Genomic DNA, 17,071 nt, shown 5'->3' on the forward strand with positions numbered 1-17,071 from the left:
GACGACCCCTGCGAACGGACCGCGGCGGACTCCCCCGTCGCATCCGGCCCCAGCGGGGCGACCGGCCCCACCGGGGCCCGCTTCACCCGACCCGGAGGGATGTTCTCCTCCCTGCGGGTGCGCAACTACCGGTACTTCTTCGCCGGCCAGATCGTCAGCAACACCGGTAGCTGGATGCAGCGCATCGCGCAGGACTGGCTGGTGCTGAGCCTCACCCACAGTCCGCTCGCGGTCGGCATCACCACCGCCATGCAGTTCCTGCCCACGCTGCTGCTCGGCCTGTTCGGCGGCGTGCTCGCGGACCGGATGCCCAAGCGCCGGCTGCTGGTCGTCACCCAGGGCACCATGGGTCTGCTGGCCGCCGGCCTGGCCGCGATGACCATGAGCGGTGTGGTGACCGCGTACTACGTCTACGCCTTCGCGCTGCTGCTCGGCATGGTCACCGTGGTGGACACCCCGACCCGGCAGGCCTTCGTCTCCGAGATGGTCGGCCCGGAGCACCTCAGCAACGCGGTCAGCCTGAACGCGGCCAACTTCCAGACCGCCCGCCTGGTCGGCCCGGCGGTGGCCGGTCTGCTGATCGCGGCGGTCGGCAGCGGCTGGGCGTTCGCGCTCAACGCGCTCTCCTTCGCGGCCGTGATCGGCGGCCTGCTGGCGATGCGGACCAGCGAACTCCGGCCGGTGGAACGGATTCCGCGCGAGCGGGGCCAGCTCCGCGAGGGACTGCGCTACGTGCGCGAGCGTCCCGAGTTGATGTGGCCGCTGGTGCTGGCCGGGTTCATCGGGACCTTCGGGTTCAACTTCCCGACCCTGCTGTCGGGCTTCGCGTACGGCACGTTCCACGTCGGTCCGGGCCAGTACGGCCTGCTGAACACCGCGATGGCGCTCGGCTCGCTGGCCGGCGCGCTCTACGCGGCGCGCCGCGGTGCCCCGCGGCTGCGCTGGCTGGTCGGTGCCGCGGTGGGCTTCGGCGTGCTGGAGGTGGCCGCCTCGGGTGCGCCCGACTACTGGGCCTTCGCGGTGCTGCTGACCCTGGTCGGGGTCTGCGGGCTGACCTTCAACACCTCGGTCAACTCGTTCATCCAGCTCGCCACCGAGCCGGAGATGCGCGGTCGGGTGATGGGCCTGCTGGTGCTGGTCTTCACCGGCGGGACGCCGATCGGCGCGCCGCTGGTCGGCTGGGTGACCAGCGCCTACGGCGCCCGGGTGGGCCTGCTGGCCTGCGGCGCGGTCTCCGCGGTGGCGGCGGTCTCGGTCGGCCTGGTGCTGGCGCGCTGCGCCGACCTGCGGCTGCGGGTGGACCTGCACCGGGGCAGCCGGGTGGTGGCCTTCGTGCCGCGCCAGGCGGCGAAGCCGGCGTCCGAGCTGGCGACCGCCTGCTGAGGCCGCACTCCTTTCCCGCCCTCTCCGCTTCCGGCCCGCTCGGAGCGGAAGCGGAGAGGGCGGGGCAGGATGGAGCCATGAGGCTCTTCGTGGCCGTGATGCCGCCCGAACGGGCGCTCGCGGAGCTCGCCGCCGAGGTCGCGCCGCTGCGCGCGCTGCCGGGCGCCGCCGAGCTGCGCTGGGCGCCGGTCGACGGTTGGCACCTGACGCTGGCCTTCCTCGGTGAGGTGGCCGAGGAGCGGGTGCCCGCGCTGGAGGACGGGTTGGCCCAGGCTGCCGCCGGCTACCGGGCGCATCGACTGCGGCTGGCCGGCGGCGGGCGGTTCGGTGACCGGACGCTCTGGGTCGGACTGGACGGGGAGACCTGGGCGTTGCACGCGCTGGCCCGCGCGGTGACCCAGGTGGCCGATGAACTCGGCTGCGGGGAGGGCGAGTTCTCGTTCCACCCGCACCTCACGGTGGCCCGCTCCGGGCGTCACCGGCGGCGTGGCGCGCTGCGCGAGGAGGCGGCGGCGCTGGCGGACTTCCGCGGCACCGAGTGGGAGGTGGCGGAGTTCCACCTGGTCCGCAGCGACTTCACGGGCGGGCGGTCGCGCTACACGGTGCTGCGCAGTTGGCCGCTGGCCGGGGCCGAACCGGCCGCCCGCACGGGCTGAGGGCGACCCGGGTACGCTCGGGGACTGTGGACCCCAAGACTCGTATGCGTATCGTCACCGGCGCTCTGGTGCTGCTGCTGGCAGCCGTGGTGATCGGCTCCCTGCTGAAGTGACCTGCTGGAGTGACCTGCTGAAGTGACCGGTGGAGGGGGCGCTGACCCCCTCCACCGGTACCGGGTCAGAGCCGCTCGACCACGTGGTCGATGCAGGCCGTGAGGGCCTGGACGTCGGCCGGGTCGACCGCCGGGAACATCGCGATCCGCAGCTGGTTGCGGCCGAGCTTGCGGTACGGCTCGGTGTCCACGATCCCGTTCGCGCGCAGCGCCTTGGCGATCGCGGCGGCGTCGACGCCGTCCTCGAAGTCGATCGTGCCGACCACCTGGGAGCGCATCGAGGGCTCGGCGACGAACGGACGGGCCACCGGCGACTTCTCGGCCCAGCCGTAGAGGTGCCCGGCGGATTCAGCCGTACGGGCGACGGCCCAGTCGAGGCCGCCGTTGCCGTTCAGCCAGTCCAGCTGGTCGGCCAGCAGGAACAGGGTGGAGATCGACGGGGTGTTGTAGGTCTGGTCCTTCGAGGAGTTGTCGATCGCGGTCGGCAGGTCGAAGAACGGCGGGATGTAGCGGTCGGAGCCGGCGATCGAGGTGGCCCGCTCCAGCGCGGCCGGTGAGAACACGGCCAGCCAGAGACCGCCCTCGGAGGCGAAGGACTTCTGCGGCGCGAAGTAGTAGACGTCGGTCTCGGTGATGTCCACCGGCAGGCCGCCGGCGCCCGAGGTGGCGTCCACCAGGACCAGCGCGTCCTGGTCGGCGCCGGCCGGGCGGCGGATCGGCATCGCGACGCCGGTCGAGGTCTCGTTGTGGGTCAGCGCGTAGACGTCCACCCCGGCCTCGGCGACCGGCAGCGGGTGGGTGCCGGGCTCGCTCTTGACCACGGTCGGCTCGGCCAGCCAGGGGGCGGCCCTGACCGAGGAGGCGAACTTCGAGGAGAACTCACCGAAGGTCAGGTGCTGCGACTTCTCGCGCACCAGGCCGAAGGCGGCGATGTCCCAGAAGGCGGTCGAGCCGCCGTTGCCGAGCACCACCTGGTAGCCGTCGGGGAGCGAGAAGAGGCTCGCCACCCCGGCACGTACGCGCTTCACCAGGTCCTTGACCGGAGCCTGGCGGTGCGAGGTGCCGAGCAGCGAGGTACCGGTGGCGGCGAGGGCCTGGAGGGCCTCGGGGCGCACCTTGGACGGGCCGCAGCCGAAACGGCCGTCGGCGGGCTTGAGGTCAGCGGGGATCTGGATCTGGGCCACCCGGGCAGCCTACTGGTCCACATCGTGGATGTCCGCCGATTGTCCGGCCGTTGAGACATCTGGGGTGAGATGTCTCCGGCCGTGCGGCCCGGAAGGCGCCGCCGCCCGGCTCGGTGCGTTCACCTGGAACGCGCCGGGCCGGGCGGCGCCGCGGATCAGCCGGCGATGGCCTCGAAGCCCTCGACCTCGCGCGGGCTGCGCGGGCCCGGACCCACGTAGCGCGCGGAGGGACGCACGAGCCGGCCCGTGCGCTTCTGCTCCAGGATGTGCGCCGACCAGCCGGCGGTGCGGGCACAGGTGAACATCGAGGTGAACATGTGCGCCGGGACCTCGGCGAAGTCCAGCATGATGGCGGCCCAGAACTCGACGTTCGTCGCCAGCACCCGGTCCGGGCGGCGGTTGTGCAGCTCCTCCAGGGCGGCCTTCTCCAGCGCCTCGGCGATCTCGAAGCGCGGAGCGCCCAGTTCCATGGCGGTCCGGCGCAGCACCCGGGCGCGCGGGTCCTCGGCGCGGTAGACCCGGTGGCCGAAGCCCATCAGCCGCTCGCCCTTGTCCAGCGCCTTCTTGACGTAGCCGGCCGCGTCGCCGGTGCGCTCGATCTCCTCGATCATGCCGAGCACCCGGGACGGCGCACCGCCGTGCAGCGGGCCGGACATCGCGCCGACCGCGCCGGAGAGCGCGGCGGCCACGTCGGCGCCGGTGGAGGCGATCACCCGGGCGGTGAAGGTGGAGGCGTTCATGCCGTGCTCGGCGGCGGACGTCCAGTAGGCGTCGACGGCCTTGACGTGCTTCGGGTCCGGCTCGCCGCGCCAGCGGATCATGAACCGCTCGACCACCGTCTCGGCCTTGTCGATCTCGCGCTGCGGGACCATCGGCAGGCCCTGGCCGCGGGCCGACTGGGCCACGTAGGAGAGCGCCATCACGGCGGCCCGGGCGAGGTCGTCCCGGGCCTGCTCGGCGGAGATGTCCAGCAGCGGCTTGAGGCCCCAGACCGGTGCCAGCATGGCGAGCGCGGACTGCACGTCCACCCGGATGTCGCCGGAGTGCACCGGGATCGGGAACGGCTCGGCGGCGGGCAGGCCGGGGTTGAAACGGCCGTCCACCAACAGGCCCCAGACGTGCCCGAAGGAAACGTGGCCGACCAGGTCGTCGATGTCGACGCCGCGGTAGCGGAGCGCACCGCCCTCGCGGTCCGGCTCGGCGATCTCGCTCTCGAAGGCGACGACTCCCTCAAGCCCGGGTACGAAATCGGACATCACGCGGCTCCTCAGTGACGTGACCGGCCGGCCGCCGTGGGTGGTGCGGCCTGTGACCGTTAGTGGGTGTTTGGCACTCGGTGCCAGAGTGACAGGCACTGGGTGCATTGCGCCATACACCACTGCGGTGATGTTTCCCCTATGGGACGGCTTCCTCCGCGCCGGAGCCGGCGATGGACCGGGGATCTTCCGGTCATACCCGGCGATTCCGGACAGATCTTCGAGGCAGGGGCGGCGAAGCGGTGGCGAGACACCATATCTCTCGATGTCGAGATTCCATAGGCGAAGCTCGGCCCGTCGCTTGTCGTACGGGATGATGTTGACGTGCAGACCCCGGAACGCGCCCAGCCCGCGCCCCTGAGTACCGTGCCCGATCCGGCCGCGATGCGCCGCCAGTACGCCCTGGCCGGCCTGGCCGAGCAGGATCTGGCCGCCGACCCGGTCGCCCAGTTCGTCCGCTGGTTCGCCGAGGCCGAGCAGGCCGGGGTCGTCGAGCCCAACGCGATGGTGCTCTCCACCGCGGACGCCGAGGGGCGGCCGAGCTCGCGGACCGTCCTGCTCAAGGGCTTCGACCGGCGCGGCTTCGTCTTCTACACCAACTACGGCTCCCGCAAGGGCGTCGAGCTGGCGGTCAACCCGTACGCGTCGCTGCTCTTCCCGTGGCACCCGATGGACCGTCAGGTGATCGTCATCGGCCGGGTCGAGAAGACCGGCCGGGACGAGACCGCGGCGTACTTCCGGACCCGGCCGCACGGCTCGCAGCTGGGCGCCTGGGCGAGCGAGCAGTCCAGTCCGGTGGACTCCCGCGCGGTGCTGGAGCGGCGGTACGCCGAGTTGGCCACCCGCTACCCGGAGGGCGAGGGGGTGCCGGTGCCGCCGTTCTGGGGTGGCTACCGGGTGGTGCCGGAGACCGTGGAGTTCTGGCAGGGGCGACTCAACCGGCTGCACGACCGGCTGCGCTACGCCGCGGCCCCGGACGGCTGGCGGGTCGAGCGGCTCTGTCCCTGAGGCCGGGCGATCGACGTACCGCGCGCCCCCGGTTCCGCCGTTTCGCGCGCCGGGGGCGCGACCGTTGTCAGGGCGTCCAGCCGGCGCGGACGGCGGCGTAACCGGGCATGATCACGGGTACGCCGAATGACGTAGCCCGATTTCACCCTGGGGGGTGGTTCTGGCTGCTGACCGGCTCACTTCGATCGGCCCGTCGGGGATCGTCCGCGCAGCTCGCGGCAGCACACGGCGCCAAACCGGGGCGAAGTGTGCCAACTTCAGGGAGTGATAATCGCCTGTTGGGCGGATACCTTGGACGCTCGGGTGTCGTGGATCCGCCCGATGCTCTTCTCTACCCACACCCGATGCACTTGAAGCGCATCATTTCTGAGGGGATCTCAGATATGCCTACCATGCTGGACGTCAAGCCAGTGGACGAGATCGAGCAGCAGGTCGTCCGGGTCCCACTGGAGACCCTCTCGGCCCAGGGCGCGGATCGGCTCACGGCGGCCTACCGACGGGCGCTGCCCGCCGACGACTCGGGCCTGGTCCCGGTCGCGGCCTTCAACTCCTCGATCTGACCGCACCCCTCGGGCGGCCACCTCCTCGGCGGGAGATCCGCATGACGCACCCCGCGGTCCCCTTCTCGCAGTTCGTGGTGAAGGTGCACAGCCGCTGTGACCTGGCATGTGACCACTGCTACGTCTACGAACACGCCGACACCAGTTGGCGGGGCCGGCCCAGGGCGATCGCCGCGGAGGTGCTGGACCAGACGGCCCGGCGGATCGCGGAGCACGCGGCCGCCCACCGGCTGCCGGCCGTCCACGTGGTGCTGCACGGCGGGGAACCCCTGCTCGCCGGCCCGGTGCTGCTGCGCCGGGCCGCCGAGAGCCTGCGCGCCGCGCTCCCGCCGGACTGCGCGCTCGACCTGCGGATCCATACCAACGGGGTCCGGCTGGACCAGGCGTTCTGCGAGCTCTTCGCCGAGCTGGACATCAAGGTCGGCATCTCGCTCGACGGTGACCGGGCCGCCAACGACCGGCACCGGCGCTTCGCCGACGGCCGCAGCAGCCACCCGCAGGTGCTGGCCGCCGTCGCCCTGCTGCGCCGGCCCGAATACCGTCACCTCTACGCCGGCCTGCTCTGCACCATCGACGTGGCGAACGACCCGATCGCGGTGTACCGGGCGCTGGTCGCGCTGGAACCGCCCCGGATCGACTTCCTGCTGCCGCACGCCACCTGGGACACCCCGCCCGCGCGCCCGGGCGGCGCCGGGCCCACCCCGTACGCGGACTGGCTGCTGGCCGTCCACCGGCGCTGGGAGGCCGACGGCCGCCCGGTGCCGGTCCGCACCTTCGACTCCGTGCACCGCACCCTGCGCGGCGCCTCCAGCCTCACCGAGTCGCTCGGCCTCGACCCCGCCGACCTGGTGGTGGTCGAGACGGACGGCACGCTGGAGCAGGCGGACAGCCTGAAGACCGCCTACGACGGCGCCCCCGCGACCGGCTTCGACGTCTTCCGGCACAGCCTCGACGAGGTCGCCCGGCACCCGGGCATGCTGGCCCGGCAGTCCGGCCTGGCCGGGCTCAGCGCGCAGTGCCGGGCCTGCCCGGTGGTCCGCAGCTGCGGGGGCGGCCTCTACGCGCACCGCTGGCGCACCGGCAGCGGCTTCGACAACCCGTCCGTCTTCTGCGGGGACCTGATGCAGCTCATCGGCACGATCCGGGACCGGATCGTTCCCGCCGCCGTCCTGCCGGCCCAGGCGGCCGGCGCCCCGCCGGCCGGGGAGCCGCAGCCGCCGGTGCTGACCGAGCCCCAGCTCGACGAGCTCGCCCGCGGTCACGGCGGCGAGGCCGCCGTCCGGGCCCTGGCGGCGGCCGAACTCGGGCTCAGCCGCGGCCTGTTGGCGGCGGTCGGAGCGGACGCGCCGGGCGAGGCCTGGGCGTTGCTCACCGAGCTGGACCAGCGCGCGCCGCAGGCGGTGGACGCGGTGCTGGCCCACCCCTACCTGCGGACCTGGGCGGTGCGCTGCCTGCGCGGCGAGCCGGGCGCGGACCAGGCCGGCCTGGCCGAGGTGGCGGCCGCCGCGATGCTGCGGGCCGGCCGGCAGGACGAGCTGGCGCTGCCGGTGCGCGCCGGCGCCGTCCAGTTGCCCACGCTGGGCCGGCTGTTCACCGGCGGCAGCGGCACGGCCGTGCTGCGCGGCACGGCGGAGGGCTGCACCGTCCGCACCCCCGACGGCGAGCGGCTGCGGATCGGCTGGGACCAGGAGGCCGACGAGCGCTGGCAGCCGGTCCGCCGCGTCGCGCTGCCCGGCTGGACGGTGGCCCTGGAGGACACCGACCCCCAGCGGGACAGCCACCAGTGGCCGGTCGAGCCCCGGCTCTCCGCCGAGGCGCTGGCCGGCTGGACCGGCGCGCTGCGTGAGGCCTGGGAGCTGACCGTCCGTGACCTGCCCGACCACGCGGCCGGGATCGCCGCCGGGCTCGGCACCCTGACCCCGCTGCGGCCCGGTCCGGCCGGCCGGGACGTCAGCGCCGCCGCCCGGCAGGCCTTCGGCGCGGTCGGGATCGCCCGCCCGGCCACCGCGCCGATCCTCGCGCTGCTCGTCGCGCACGAGTTCCAGCACGTCAAGCTGGGTGCGGTGCTGGACTTCCACGACCTCTACGACCCGGCCGACCAGGGCCGCTACCACGCCCCCTGGCGCCCCGACCCGCGCCCGCTGGAGGGCCTGCTGCAGGGCACGTACGCGCATCTCGCGGTCACCGAGTTCTGGGGCACCCGGGTGGCCGCCTACGACGGGCTGCCCGGCGAGCCGGCCGAGCACGCCCGGACCCAGCTGGCCACCTGGCGGGCACTGACCGACCGGGCGATCGACACGCTGGCCGGCTCCGGCGCGCTCACCCCGCTCGGCGAGCGCTTCGCGGGCGGCATGCGGGCCGCCGTGGCGCCCTGGCTGGCCGTCCCGGTCGGGCCGGCCGCGACGGCCGCCGCCGAGCGGGCGATCGCCGAGAACCTGGCCGCCTGGCAGGCCCGGCGGGCCGCGCCGGTGCCGGCGGGGTCCTGACGGCCGTGCACGCCGTCGAGCGGCACGCCGTCGAGGAGCTGACCGGCGCGCTCCGGGAGCTCGGGCTGTCGCCGCGTACCGGCGTCCTGCTGGTGCACGCCTCGCTGCGCGCGATCGGCCCGGTGGCGGGCGGCTCGACCGGGCTGCTGGCCGCGTTGCGCGCCGCGCTCGGCCCGGAGGGCACGGTGGTCGGCTACACCGCGACGCCGGAGAACTCCGACACCTCCCGGCTGCACGCCGAGGCCACCGCCGGGCTGGACGCCGCCGCGCTGGCCGCCTACCGGGCCGCCATGCCGCCCTTCGACCCGCTGCGCACGCCCTGCTCACCGACCATGGGCCGGCTCTCCGAGGAGCTGCGGACCACGCCGGGCGCGCTGCGCAGTGCCCATCCGCAGACCTCGTTCGCCGCGCTCGGCCCGCTCGCCCGGGAGCTGCTGGAGGACCACCCGCCGGAGTGCCACCTGGGCGAGCGCTCCCCGGTCGGGCGGCTCTACAAGGCGGGCGCCCAGGTGCTGATGCTGGGCGCGCCGCTGACCCGCTGCACCGTCTTCCACCTGGCCGAGTACCGCCTTCCGCAGGTGCCGCGGAAGCGCTACGGCTGCCGGGTGCTGGGCGCCGACGGCCGGCCCGAGTGGCTCCGGTTCGATGGGGTCGACCTGGACGACCGGCACTTCCCGCGGATGCTGGAGACCGTCCGACCGCGGCTCACCGAGGTGCGCGAGGGGACGGTCGGGGCGGCCCGGGCGGTGCTGCTGCCGGTCGTCCCGGCCGTCGACCAGGCGACCCGCTGGCTCGCCGACCAGCTCGACGGCTGACCCCCGGCCCGGCTGATCGGCAGATCCGGCAAAGGGACTGACAGTTGACGGTGCTCTGCCGCATGATCAGAGGGTTGGCCGGTTGCGCTATTCCCCTGGGGAAGCCGACCTTCCTACACTGAAGGCCCCGGCGGGGGTTCAGATGGTCGACTGGCCCGGGGGAGGCGCGGGTGAACGACGCTGACGGCGAGCGGAAGGCCTCGGCGAAGCCGCACTTCTTCCTCAGCTACGCGCACATGCCGCCGGTCGGCTCGCGCAACCCCAACCTGCGGGTCAGCCAGTTCTACGAGGACCTCTGCGAAGCCGTCCTGCAGTTGACGCCGCTGCCCACCGCCGAGCCGGTGGGCTTCATGGACGAGACCATGCACCAGGGCGACAACTGGGCGGCGAAGATCTCCGAGGCGCTGGCCACCTGCCGGGTGTTCGTGCCGCTCTACCACCCGCGGCTGTTCCGCAGCACGCCCTGCGGCCAGGAGTGGTACACCTTCGCGCAGCGGGCCGCCAACGCGCCCGGCGGGCCGGCCCAGAACAGCGCGATCGTGCCGGTGCTCTGGGTCGGCATGCGGGAGGGCGCGCTGCCGCCGGTGGCGAGTGCGGTGCAGTACAACCACTCCAGCTTCCCGCGCGCCTACACCGAGGACGGCCTGTACGCGCTGATGGCCCAGCGGCACCACCAGGGCCTGTACGAGAAGGTGGTCTACAAGCTCGCCCGGCGGATCGTCGAGGTGGCGCTGGAGACCGTCGTCCCGGTGGTCGAGCCGGTCGACTTCACCACCAACCCCTCGGCGTTCCCCGGCCGTTCGCCGGCCGACGAACTGACCATAGCCGTGCTGTCGTTCACCGCCGCCGAGCTGCCCGCGCACCGCGACCCGGCGTACTACGGCGAGCGCCGCGTCGACTGGCAGCCGTACCTGCGGGGTTCGGACGTCGCGCTGGCCGAGAAGGCCGCCCAGCTCGCCCGGCAGTGCGATCTCAATCCCACCATCCACGAGTTCGACGTCGAGGCGGCCCGGCTGATGGAGCTGGAGCGGCCGCTCGGCCCGGGCGTCGTCCTGGTCGACCGCTGGGTGCTGCGCGACCCCGGGCGGCGGGAGGTGGTCCGTGAGTTCGCCCGCCGCAACCCGGCCTGGGTGACCATCGTGGAGCCGTGGAACCGGGACGACCCGCAGTGCGCGGCGGAGAACGCGGCCTTCGCGGCCCTCAGCGACGAGGTGCTGCGCCAGCGCGGCCGGTCCTCCGCCCGACCGTCCTTCCGGCCCGGCCCGGTGGACGGCTCCGACGCCGAAGGCGTGCCCACCGCGCGGGACTTCGGCCTGGTCTTCCAACACGCCGCGATCCGTGCCCAGAAGGCCTTCAAGGAACGCGGGCTGTCCCGGCCGGCGGCCGGCGGCGGCGAGAGCCGACCCAGCTTCCAGGGGGCGTTCAGCGGTACCGCACGCGCACTTCCCAGCAGACCGGCAGAGCCCGGCGAGGACGACGACGGAGGCTTCCATGACGTCTGAACGGACCCGTAACCTCCGCGTCAGCGGCCGCAGTTCGGCCCAGGCACCGGGGGGCGCCCCGGTGCCCTCCCGGGGGGACCAGGAGGACCGCCAGGGGCGGATCATCACCTTCTACTCCTACAAGGGCGGCACCGGGCGCACCATGGCGCTGGCCAACACCGCCTGGATCCTGGCCGCCAACGGCTTCCGGGTGCTCACCGTGGACTGGGACCTGGAGGCCCCCGGGTTGGCCAAGTTCTTCCACCCCTTCCTGGACCCGGCCGAACTGGTCGAGGCCCCGGGCGTGATGACGCTGATCAACGACTACCGGGAGGAGGCGCTGCGGGAGACCGAGCTGCACGCCGACGCCCTGCTGGAACCCGAGCGCTACCGGGAGGAGCTGGCCTCGATCGGCCACACGCCCGGCTGGCACCTGGACTACGCCAAGGTGGCCGGACACGCGCTGCCGCTCTCCTGGAACGGGTTCCCCGGCGGGGGCAGGATCGAGTTCCTCTCGGCCGGCCGGCAGGACCGGGACTACTCCGGCACCCTGGGCGGCCTGGACTGGGACATCTTCTACGAGCGGTTCGACGGCGGGCAGTTCTTCGACGCGCTCCGGGCCGACATGCGCCGGCGCTACGACTACGTGCTGATCGACAGCCGGACCGGTCTCTCCGACACGGCCGAGATCTGCACCGTGCAGATGCCCGACGACCTGGTGGTCTGCTTCACGTTGAGCGACCAGAGCATCGACGGCGCCTCCCGGATCGCCCAGCACATCGCCGACCGCTACCGCGACCGCGGCATCCGGATCCTGCCGGTCCCGATGCGGATCGACGACTTCGAGAAGGACAAGGCGGACGCCGGCCGCTCGCTGGCCCGGATCCGCTTCGACGGTCTGCCCTCCGGCTACGTCGGCGAGGACCTGGTGCACTACTGGGGCTCGGTGGAGATCCCGTACCGGCCGTTCTACGCCTACGAGGAGATCCTGGCCACCTTCGGCGACAAGCCGGGCACCCCGACCACCATGCTCTCCGCCTGCGAGCGGCTCTGCGACGTGCTCACCGAGGGCCGGGTCTCCGCGCTGCCGCCGATGGACGAGGAGGTGCGGCTGCGCTACATCGAGGCGTTCACCCGGCGCCGCCCGGCGGTGCCCGCCGACATCTACCTCAGCTACGTGCCCGAGGACCGGATGTGGGCGGACTGGATCGAGTACGTGCTCGGCGCCGCCGGTTTCCGGGTGCTGCCGCGGGACGTCGGCGCGGGCTCGGACACCCGGGCCGAGACCGAGCGCTCGGTGGACGCCGCGTTCCGGACCGTCGCGGTGCTCTCGCCCGCCTACCTGCGCTCGCCGCAGGCCCGGGCGCTGTGGGAGTCGGTGGTCGGGTCCGACCCGTCCGGCACCCGGCGCCAGCTGATCCCGGTCCGGGTCGGCTCCACCCCGCTGGCCGCGCCGTTCAGCAGCCGCAACCCGGTCGACCTGGTCAACCTCAAGGAGCCGCAGGCACTCGCGGCGCTGGTCAAGGCGCTCGGGCGGGAGGAACTGCCGCACATCGACCCGACGGTCGGCCCGCGGTTCCCCGGCACCCAGCCGGAGATCTGGAACGTGCCGCCGCGCAACACCTACTTCACCGGCCGGGCCGAGGTGCTGGAACGGCTGCGCAACCAGCTCGGCGGCGGCACCACGGCGGTGCTGCCGGTGCCGCAGACGCTGTACGGCCTCGGCGGGGTCGGCAAGACCCAGGTGGCCCAGGAGTACGCGCACCGGTTCATGGCCGACTACGACCTGGTGTGGTGGATCTCGGCCGAGCAGGAGGAGGAGATCCAGGGTCAACTGGCCGAGCTCGCGCGGAAGATGGGCCGGGCCAGCAACGAGCCGGTGGCGCTCGCGGCGGACATAGCGTTGGAGGCGCTGCGCCGCGGTGAGCGGGCCAAGCGCTGGCTGCTGATCTTCGACAACGCCGACGAGCCGTCCGAGATCCGTCGCTACTTCCCCGGTGGGGCCGGCCACATCCTGGTCACCTCGCGCAACCAGGCCTGGTCCACCCACGCCGAGGCGCTCACCATGGACGTCTTCACCCGTGGCGAGAGCATCGACCACCTGACCCGGCGCACCGAGGGCGCGCTCAGCCGGACCGACGCCGACGCGGTGGCCGAGGCGGTCGGCGACCTGCCGCTGGCCGTCGAGGTCGCCGGCGCCTGGCTGAAGGCCACCGGCACCCCGGTCGCCGAGTACATCGCCGCGCTCCAGTCCGAGGCGGCCCGGGTGTTGGAGCTGGGCCGGCCGGTGGACTACCCGATGACCGTCGGCGCCACCTGGCGGGTCTCCATCGCCCGGCTGCGCCAGCAGTCCCCGGCCGCCGCCCGGATGCTCCAGCTCTGCGCGTACTTCGCGCCCGAGCCGATCTCGATGAACCTCTTCTACAGCGACCAGATGATCCGGGCGCTGGTCCCGTTCGACCCCGGGCTGAGCGACAAGTTCCTGCTCGGCCGGGTGATCCAGGCGATCGGCCGGTACGCGCTGGCCAAGGTGGACGCGGGCGCCAACAGCATCCAGGTGCACCGGCTGGTCCAGGAGGTCATCCGTTCGGAGATGACCCCGGAGGAGCAGAACGACACCGTGCACGAGGTGCATCGGATCCTGATCGGTGCCCGGCCGGTCGTCGGCGACACCGACGACCCGGCCAACTGGCCGGCGTTCGAGGAGATCTGGCCGCACCTGTCGCCGTCGCGGGCGCACGACTGCGACGAGTCCGACACCCGCCAGCTGATGATCGACCGGGTCCGCTACCTGTGGAAGCGCGGCGAGTTCGCGCAGGCCCGGCGGATGGGCCACCTGTTGGACGAGGCCTGGACCGCCAAGCTCGGCCAGGACGACCGGCAGACCCTGCTGCTGCGCTTCCAGCTCGCCAACGTGATGCGCTCGCAGGGCCAGTACGCGGACGCCATGGAGCTGGACGAGGACACCCTGGAACGCCAGCGCCGGGTGCTCGGCGAGCACCACCCGTACACCCTGATGACCGCCGGCTCGCTGAGCGCGGACCGGCGGGCGCTGGGCGAGTTCGCCAAGGCGCTGGAGCTGGACCGGGAGATCCTGGACCGGTTCCGCGAGCAGTTCGGCGAGGACAACCCGCGGACCCTGTCGATCGCCAACAACCTGGCCATCGACTACCGGCTGGTCGGCGACAGCACGGCGGCCCAGGAGCTGGACCAGGACACCCTGGACCGGCGCGCCCTGGTGCTCGGGCCGAAGCACCCGTACACCCTCTCCAGCAAGTCCAACCTGGCCCGCGACCTGCGCGAAGGCGGCGACTACGAAGGCTCGGTGACGATCCACCAGGAGGTTGTCGAGGCCTACGCCGAGGTGCTCGACATCGACGTGCCGGAGATCCTGCGCAACGCCAAGTCGCTGGCCGTCTCGCTGCGCAAGGCGGGCCGGCAGGCCGAGGCGCGCCGGCTCACCAAGGAGACCTACGAGCGCTACCTGGAGCGCTACGGCGAGAACGCCCCGGACACGCTGGCCTGCGCGCTCAACCTGGCCGCCGACTACAGCGCCGGCGGCGACAAGGACGCGGCCCGCGACCTGGCCCGCCAGGTGCACGTCGGTCACCAGCAACTCTTCGGCGAGGAGCACCCGTTCACCCTGGCCTGCGCCAACAACCTGGTGATCTACCTGCGCGGCAGCGGCAGCGTCGCGGAGGCCGCGGAGCTGGGCCGGGCGACGGTGGACGCCCTGCGCCGGGTGCTCGGTCCGGACCACCCGTTCACCCTCAACGGCATGATCAACCTGGCCAACTGCTACGGCGACCTCGGCCGGTTCGCCGAGGCGGAGGAGCTGGAGCAGGCCTCCTACCGCGGCCTGTGCGCCCGCTACAGCCCGCGCCACCCGGACGCGGTCTCCTGCCAGGCCAACCTCGCCATCACCCTGCGCGGCGCGGGCCGCGCCAACCAGGCCGCCGAACTCCGCGCCCGCGCGGTCGCCGAGTTCATCCGCCAGCTGGGCGAGGAACACCCCAACACGGTCTCCGCCCGCGGCTGGAAGCGCATCAACCGCGACCTGGAACCGCAGCCGGTCTGAGCGTCCGGGAACGGCCGGCCCGGTGGGCCGGCGGCACCCGCCCGCGGCCCCGGAGGCGCGGGTCGCCCGACGGCGGCTCAGCCCGCCGCCCACTTCAGCGCCGCCGTCAGCACGCGGAACGAGCTGAAGTGGGCCGCGCCGGGCTCCAGGAAGAGGGTGGCGTCGGGGATGTGGGCGGCCAGCCAGCGGGAGTGGTCGACCGGGGAGAAGGCGTCGTCGGCGCCGTGCCAGAGCCAGGTGGCCGCGGTGACGTCCTGGGCCTTGAAACCCCAGTCGGTGGTGAAGGCCAGCACGTCGTCGATCCAGCCGTCCGCGTTCTGCCGGAACGCCTCACGGTAGTTGCGCTGCAGCATCCGACGGATGCCCGCGTCGGAGACCACCGCCCGGTCGCTGCCGCGCAGTTCGCGGCGTAGGCCGGCCAGCAGGGTGGCCGGGTCGTCCCGGATCCGGCGGGCGCGCAGCTCCATGGTGGCGGCGATCCGCTGGTGGTCGCGTTCGGCGGCCCGGTAGTCGCGGACGTTGGAGGGGGTCATCCCGCCGTACCAGTCCAGCCCCTCGGCGTCCCAGGGGGCCAGACTGACCAGCGCCGCCACCCGGTGCACCCGGCCGGGCAGCAGGGCGCCGCAGGCCAGCGCGTGCGGGCCGCCGCCGGAGCGGCCGACCACGGCGAACCGGGCGAGCCCGAACTCGTCGGCGATCGCCTGCACGTCGGCGGCGGCCGCGGCCACCTGGCGGCCCTGCAGCCGGTCCGAGCCGCCGTAGCCGGGGCGGTCGAAGGCGATCAGCCGGACACCCAGGTTGTAGAGCACGGTGCTGCGTGGGGTGGGCCCGATGCGGCTGCCGGGCGTTCCGTGGAGCAGGAAGACCGGCTTGCCGGCGGGAAATCCGAAGGTCTCCACCGCCAGCTTCCGGCCGTCGGCGGTCTTGACCAGTCGCGGCTGCACGCCGGGGCCTCCGATGCCTAGGGGACAGGGACGAGGTGGTGCTGTGCGTTTCGGAAGATCGGTCAGCGGTCCAGCCCGCGCACCTCGCGGCGGGCCTGCCAGGTGGTGTGCTCGCGCGAGACGGCGTCCTCGGCGTCCCGGGCGAGCCGGGCCCAGAGCTCCTCCGCGTCGGTCGCGGTGAGGTCCAGGCCGGTGAGCTGGGTGCGGATCAGTTCCAGTTCGTCGGCGGCGAGCTGGTAGGCGGTGGCCTGCGGCTGGTACTGCCGCAGGTGGGCCCAGGCGGTGACCGCCGCGGCGACGGCGGAGACCGCTCCGAGCGGGGCGTGGTCGAGCCGGCCGAGCGCGCGCGGCACCGCCAGCGCCACGCCCAGCAGTGGAAGGGCCACCCCGAGCAGCCCGGTGATCCGGTTGGCGGCGGCGCAGTAGCGGGCCTTGGCCTGGTACCAGTCGTGTTGGGCCCGAACCCGCTCGCGCAGGTACACCTCGCGGCGCACGGTGAGCGGCTGCTCGCGCAACTCCCGCATCGCCGCGGTGAGTCCGCCGGCCCGCGCGACGGCGTCCGCGGGGAGCGCCCGGCTGTGCTCGAACCCGCGCAGGATGCCGCGCAGTTGGAGCCGGTAGAGGCCCTCGGCGTCCGGCAGGGTGGTCGGCGGTGGCTGATAGGCGTCGGCCCGGACCGCGAACTTCCAGGCGAGCGTCTTGACGGACTCGGCCGCGGCCCGCCCCTCGTACCAGAGGCCCTGCGGGTTCTGCCGGCTGAGCAGCACGGCGAGGCAGGCGGTGGCCAGGTAGGCGGCGGCGGCCAGCCAGGCGCTGGGTGCCCCGCCGACCGAGCCGGCCGCGGCCGCGGCGGTGAGCAGCAGCAGTTCGCCACGGGAGAGGGTGACGGCCCGGCGCTGGCCGCGCAGCGAGGCGGAGTCGGCGATCCGGAAGAGCTCAGGCAGCAGCTCGGCCTCGCGTACGAAGCCCGTCGGTCCCGTACCGGCTGCCATCCGGTCCCCCCGTAGCGCGGCGTCGTGTCGTCCGGACGCTGACGTACTGCCCTCGGGGGAGGGCGACTACGCCTTGCGTCCGGCCAGTATGAGCGGTCGGGGCCGCCGCGGACAG

The 17,071-nt window shown here is 73.5% G+C and carries 12 protein-coding genes; 8 read left to right on the forward strand and 4 right to left on the reverse strand.

All coding sequences use genetic code 11. From position 1 onward, the window contains the following. Nucleotides 1-99: 99 nt before the first annotated feature. A complete protein-coding gene (locus tag ACZ38L_RS08070; protein WP_465690593.1) occupies nt 100-1,383 on the forward strand; it encodes an MFS transporter in 1,284 nt (427 codons plus the stop codon). A 77-nt stretch (nt 1,384-1,460) separates the two neighbouring features. Beyond that, complete coding sequence (gene thpR / locus ACZ38L_RS08075; RefSeq protein WP_465690382.1) at nt 1,461-2,039, forward strand: RNA 2',3'-cyclic phosphodiesterase; 579 nt, start codon at nt 1,461-1,463, stop codon at nt 2,037-2,039. Nucleotides 2,040-2,217: 178 nt separating this feature from the next. Here the strand turns inward: thpR and serC are convergent, their stop codons facing one another. Together serC and ACZ38L_RS08085 are read right to left on the reverse strand one after the other, a co-directional pair. Next, the gene (gene serC / locus ACZ38L_RS08080) at nt 2,218-3,336 is read right to left on the reverse strand and encodes a phosphoserine transaminase (RefSeq protein WP_465690384.1); all 1,119 of its coding nucleotides are present in this window, start codon (nt 3,334-3,336) and stop codon (nt 2,218-2,220) included. A 155-nt stretch (nt 3,337-3,491) separates the two neighbouring features. After that, entirely contained in the window at nt 3,492-4,592 is a 1,101-nt protein-coding gene (locus ACZ38L_RS08085; protein WP_465690386.1) for a citrate synthase 2, read from the reverse strand. A gap of 384 nt (nt 4,593-4,976) precedes the next feature. On the opposite strand from ACZ38L_RS08085, the gene pdxH reads away from it, so the two are divergent. From pdxH to fxsT, 6 genes are all read left to right on the forward strand, one after another. Then, on the forward strand, nt 4,977-5,600 hold the full coding sequence (gene pdxH / locus ACZ38L_RS08090; RefSeq protein ID WP_465690595.1) for a pyridoxamine 5'-phosphate oxidase: 624 nt from the start codon (nt 4,977-4,979) through the stop codon (nt 5,598-5,600). A 383-nt stretch (nt 5,601-5,983) separates the two neighbouring features. After that, complete coding sequence (locus ACZ38L_RS08095) at nt 5,984-6,160, forward strand: hypothetical protein (protein WP_396558305.1); 177 nt, start codon at nt 5,984-5,986, stop codon at nt 6,158-6,160. A 41-nt stretch (nt 6,161-6,201) separates the two neighbouring features. Then, nucleotides 6,202-8,646 (forward strand): FxsB family cyclophane-forming radical SAM/SPASM peptide maturase, encoded by a 2,445-nt coding sequence (locus ACZ38L_RS08100; protein WP_465690388.1) that lies wholly within the window; start codon nt 6,202-6,204, stop codon nt 8,644-8,646. 5 nt (nt 8,647-8,651) lie between these two features. Continuing rightward, nucleotides 8,652-9,461: an AAC(3) family N-acetyltransferase gene (locus ACZ38L_RS08105; protein ID WP_465690390.1), complete on the forward strand. Its 810-nt coding sequence runs from the start codon at nt 8,652-8,654 to the stop codon at nt 9,459-9,461. A 170-nt stretch (nt 9,462-9,631) separates the two neighbouring features. Further along, nucleotides 9,632-10,963, forward strand: coding sequence for a TIR-like protein FxsC (locus tag ACZ38L_RS08110; RefSeq protein WP_465690392.1), 1,332 nt, complete (start codon nt 9,632-9,634; stop codon nt 10,961-10,963). Beyond that, a complete protein-coding gene (gene fxsT, locus ACZ38L_RS08115) occupies nt 10,953-15,020 on the forward strand; it encodes an FxSxx-COOH system tetratricopeptide repeat protein (RefSeq protein WP_465690394.1) in 4,068 nt (1,355 codons plus the stop codon). The genes ACZ38L_RS08110 and fxsT overlap by 11 nt, the downstream gene beginning before the upstream one ends. 77 nt (nt 15,021-15,097) lie before the next feature. Here fxsT and ACZ38L_RS08120 read toward each other — a convergent pair whose 3' ends face one another. Beyond that, nucleotides 15,098-15,964, reverse strand: a complete 867-nt coding sequence (locus ACZ38L_RS08120; protein ID WP_465690396.1) for an alpha/beta fold hydrolase — start codon at nt 15,962-15,964, stop codon at nt 15,098-15,100. A 62-nt stretch (nt 15,965-16,026) separates the two neighbouring features. After that, entirely contained in the window at nt 16,027-16,956 is a 930-nt protein-coding gene (locus ACZ38L_RS08125; protein WP_465690398.1) for a DUF4231 domain-containing protein, read from the reverse strand. Nucleotides 16,957-17,071: the final 115 nt, after the last annotated feature.

The organism is Kitasatospora sp. NPDC024654 (genome assembly GCF_055559155.1).